This window comes from Aeromonas finlandensis (genome assembly GCF_000764645.1).
Taxonomy (GTDB): domain Bacteria; phylum Pseudomonadota; class Gammaproteobacteria; order Enterobacterales; family Aeromonadaceae; genus Aeromonas; species Aeromonas finlandensis.
Window position 1 is genome coordinate 1 of record NZ_JRGK01000172.1, and the last position, 4,179, is coordinate 4,179.

A 4,179-nucleotide genomic window follows, 5' to 3' on the forward strand; every position below is an offset into this window, starting at 1 on the left:
CGCCAACCTGATCCGCTCCCTCTTCGCGCATGATCTGCAAGGTATCTTGTTGGGCATCGCGGGTATGGATGATCAGCGGCTTGTTCAGCGCGCGGGCAACCCGGATATGTTCGCGGAAAGAGGCTTGCTGCACATCTTTGTTCTCGGGGGAGTAGAAGTAATCGAGCCCGGTCTCGCCGATGGCGATCACTCTTTCGTCCACCGCCTGAGTCAGCAACAAGGCAGCATCCACACCGGGTTCCTGATTGAGCGGATGTACCCCGCAAGAGGCAAACACTTGGGGATAGGGAGCGATCGCCTCGAGCATGGTCGGAAACTGTGCCTGAGTCACACTGACACAGAGAAAATATCCCACATCCAGTTTCGCGGCCTTGGCCAGCACATCGGCCATGCTGGTCTGCTTGCTACCATAGCTGAGGCGATCGAGATGACAGTGGGAATCAACGAGTAACATATAAAACCTTTATTCTTGTCGGAACTATAACCAGCGACTGAGCCAGTTCATCAGATGGATGGTGGGATTGGAGAGCTGGCCCGGCTGGCAAGCGGCCTTGAGGGCAACCAGATCTTGTTCTGCCTCCAGCAGTTTTTCGCTGGAGTGCTGCTCCGCCAACCGCTGACTCAAGATTGCCAGATCCGGCATCGCCAGTTGGTGGTGACCACATCCGGCCTGGGTTTTCAGGGCATCGCACAAGAAGAGCTGCAACCAGTGCAACCTGACCTGCGTCTCCTGACCCAGCTGGCTGCACAGTGCCGTTGCCTTGACCGGGCTTTGACTCAGGGCGACAAACTGTTCCAGCAGTTCGCGGCGAGTACCATCCTGTTGCTGCTCGATATAGTCGAGTACCCGCAGCGGCGCCCCCTGACAGATCCGCACCTGAGCCAAGGTGGCCTGATGACCCTGCTCGGCCAACCAGCGAACTGTCTCCCCTTCCACAGGCAACTGACAGACATGTTTGTGGCAGCGACTGAGGATGGTGGGGAGCAGCCGGGAAACCTGGGAGGCAATCAGCAACAGCAAGCTGTCGCCGGCCGGCTCTTCCAGGGTTTTCAGCAGGGCGTTGGCCGCCGATTCGGTCATCCGCTCCGCATCAGGAATGATCACCACCTTGCCGCGGCCGAGTTGGGCAGAGCCCTGCAGCCGTGTGCAGATCTCGCGAATAGCCTCGACCCCGATGGTTTTGCTGTCACGAGCGATGGTACCGAGATCCGGGTGGTTGCCCTTGTCAAACAGTTGGCAAGAGTGGCACTGACCGCACGGCTCTCCGCGATCTGGTTGCTGGCAAAGGTGCAAGCGCGCCAACCGCTCGGCCAGCTGCTCCTTGCCAAGACCGGGATCGCCGAGCAACAACCAGGCATGGCCGAGACGACCGGACTGAGCCGTCTGGCTCAGGGCATGCCAATCGGGGATCAGCCAGGGATACATAGAGGCTCGTTTGACAGGTAGTGGTCCAAGGCACGCTCGATGGCCATTTTGACCTGTTCCGGCGTTTGCGCCGCATCGATCACCACAATGGAGTCATCCTTGGCGGCCAGTTCGAGATAACGCACGCGGGTACGCTCGAAGAAGCTCAGTTGCTCCAGTTCGATGCGATCCAGCTCGCCACGATGGCGCGCGCGCTGCAAGCCAAGGGCAGGATCGATATCGAGATAGAGGGTGAGATCCGGCTTGAAGTTGCCGAGCACCGCCAGCTTGATGGCACCGATGAGCTGGGCATCGATACCACGGCCACCACCCTGATAGGCCTGTGAGGAGAGATCGTGGCGATCCCCCACCACCCAGATACCGTCGGCCAGCGCGGGCTTGATGCGGGTCTCCACCAGTTGTACCCGGGAGGCATACATCAGCAGCAGTTCCGCCTCGATGGTGAGGCGCTCATCGTGCACCTCTTTGACGATGGCACGCATCCGCTCGGCCAGCGGCGTACCACCCGGCTCACGGGTGCACTCGATCCGGTCGATGCCGTGGCGCTGCAGATAGTCAGTGACATAACGCACGGCCGAGCTCTTCCCTGCCCCTTCCAATCCTTCGATCACAATAAATTTAGACATTAGGGTTTCTTCAATATGTATTCGCGAACCGCCCGATTGTGTTCATCGAGGGTCTTGGAGAAATAGTGGGCACCGCCCCCCTTGGCGACAAAGTAGAGATAGTCGGTCGATTTGGGGTTAAGCGCTGCTTCGATGGAGGCCTTGCCCGGCATGGCGATAGGCGTGGGCGGCAGACCGTCGATCACATAAGTGTTGTAGGGGTTCTTGTCAGTCAGATCGCTGCGGCGAATGTTGCCATCGTAGCGATCCTTCACCCCGTAAATGACGGTGGGATCTGTCTGCAACTTCATGCCCAGACGCAGACGGTTGACGAACACGGAAGCAATCTGCGCCCGTTCGTCCGGCTGGCCGGTCTCTTTCTCGATAATAGAGGCCATGATGAGCGCCTCATAGGGCGTTTTGTAAGGCAGGTTGGCCTGACGTTTCTCCCAACTCTGCTGCAGGAAGGTCTCCATATCTTGATGGGCGCGGCGCAAGATCGAGAGATCGCTGGCATGGGTGGTATAGGCGTAGGTTTCCGGCAGGAACCACCCCTCCAGCTTGCCATTCTCGATGCCGAGCTCCTGCGCCAAGTCGGCTTCGGATTGCTCGACAGTCAACCGCTCAAGATATGGGGCGCTGGAGAGTTGCTTCTGCCAATCCTCAAAACGGGAGCCTTCTACGAAGGTAAGGCTGAAGTGAAACTCCTTGCCCGATGCGAACAGAGAGAGGGTCTCCTTGAGAGGGGCCCCTTCCTTGATCTCATAGGTGCCCGATTTGATGGCCACCAGTTCGGGATGGCCGCGCAGCCAGAGCCGCACTGCCCACGGGCTGGTTTCACCCTCCCCCAGTTCGGCGATCAAGCGCGCTGCATGGGCGCCCTTCTCCACCGTAAAGAGCCGGGTCGGCCCCTTGTTGGTGAGCGTCTCCACCTGTTGCCATTTGTAATGCACATAGCCCCCGGCGACGGCAACAGTCAGTGCCGCCCCCGCGAGCAGGGTGTAAAGCCGATTAAACTTCAATGACCAAACGCTCCTGTAAACGGCGACTCAATACCGCTGCGGGATAGTGGATATCCTCGATGCCATTGACCGGCACCACCCCCATCAGGGTATTGGTGAGCCACACCTCTTCCGCCTGCCATAGTGACTCCAACGGAGCCTCTACAACACGCAACTCAATACTCATCTGTTTCAGCATCGCTATCACCTGGCGGCGCATGATGCCATCGACACCACCGCGGGCCAGATCCGGTGTAAACACCGTTTTACCCCGACGCCAAAACAGATTGGCACTGACCCCTTCAGTCAGAAAACCGCGACTGTTAAGTACTATCCCTTCGACTGCATCGCGGCTGACAAGTTCGCTTTTCAGCAATACCTGCTCCAGACGATTCAAGGTTTTAAGCCCGGCCAGCATGGGGGCATCGCCGATCCGCTGGCGGCACACCACCATCTCGATCCCCTCCTGTTGCCACTTGCCATAGTGGGTGGGAAATGGCGCCAGAGTGACAATCCGGGTCGTGTGTTGACATCCGCTGCCATCATAGCCCCGACCACCCTGGCCGCGAGTCAGGATCACCTTGGCCACGCATTGTGTCTGGTCGGCCACCATCTCTTCAACCTCTTGGGCTAAAAGGTGCCAGTCAGGTTCAACCAATCCCAACTGGTTGTTGGCCAGCTGCAGCCGTGCCAGATGGGCAGGCCACTGCAACACGCGACCATCCCTGACCGCCATGGTGGTGAAATGACCGTCACCATAGGCCAGTCCCCGATCATGGGCCGAGATGGTATCAAGCTTCATGCCATTGATAAGCAAAGGGATCCCTCCGATAAAAAAGGCCCGATACCGGCAGTATCGGGCCTGTGTCTTTGCCCTGCGGCAAATTATACGCGTTTGAAGATCAGTGAGCCATTGGTGCCGCCAAAACCAAACGAGTTGGAAAGGGCGTACTCGAAGCTGCCTGGCTTGGCCACGTGGGGCACCAGATCCAGATCGCACTCTTCATCCGGGTTGTCCAGGTTGATGGTGGGCGGAGCCACCTGATCACGCAGGGCCAACACGGTGATGATCGCCTCGATGGCACCGGCGGCGCCCAGCAGGTGACCAGTCATCGACTTGGTGGAGCTGATCATCAGGGACTTGGCG

The 4,179-nt window shown here is 58.7% G+C and carries 5 protein-coding genes and 1 pseudogene; all 6 read right to left on the bottom strand.

All coding sequences use genetic code 11. The features are described from left to right. Window positions 1–454: TatD family hydrolase (locus LD28_RS0112165; protein ID WP_033137229.1), on the bottom strand; the 454-nt coding region annotated here is incomplete at its 3' end. A 24-nt stretch (window positions 455–478) separates the two neighbouring features. Then, window positions 479–1,426, bottom strand: coding sequence for a DNA polymerase III subunit delta' (holB, locus tag LD28_RS0112170; protein ID WP_033137230.1), 948 nt, complete (start codon window positions 1,424–1,426; stop codon window positions 479–481). Next, window positions 1,411–2,052: a dTMP kinase gene (gene tmk, locus LD28_RS0112175; protein WP_033137231.1), complete on the bottom strand. Its 642-nt coding sequence runs from the start codon at window positions 2,050–2,052 to the stop codon at window positions 1,411–1,413. The genes holB and tmk overlap by 16 nt, the downstream gene beginning before the upstream one ends. After that, on the bottom strand, window positions 2,052–3,053 hold the full coding sequence (gene mltG / locus LD28_RS0112180; RefSeq protein ID WP_033137232.1) for an endolytic transglycosylase MltG: 1,002 nt from the start codon (window positions 3,051–3,053) through the stop codon (window positions 2,052–2,054). The genes tmk and mltG overlap by 1 nt, the downstream gene beginning before the upstream one ends. Beyond that, window positions 3,043–3,849 (bottom strand): aminodeoxychorismate lyase, encoded by an 807-nt coding sequence (pabC, locus tag LD28_RS0112185; RefSeq protein ID WP_033137233.1) that lies wholly within the window; start codon window positions 3,847–3,849, stop codon window positions 3,043–3,045. The genes mltG and pabC overlap by 11 nt, the downstream gene beginning before the upstream one ends. A 68-nt stretch (window positions 3,850–3,917) precedes the next feature. Continuing rightward, window positions 3,918–4,179 (bottom strand): annotated as a pseudogene (locus tag LD28_RS0112190) (beta-ketoacyl-ACP synthase II); the annotation flags it as partial.

Bases quoted from the DNA above. Each gene is read 5' to 3' on its own strand.
- tmk (WP_033137231.1), bottom strand. From the start codon at position 2,052: ATGTCTAAATTTATTGTGATCGAAGGATTGGAAGGGGCAGGGAAGAGC.
- holB (WP_033137230.1), bottom strand. From the start codon at position 1,426: ATGTATCCCTGGCTGATCCCCGATTGGCATGCCCTGAGCCAGACGGCT.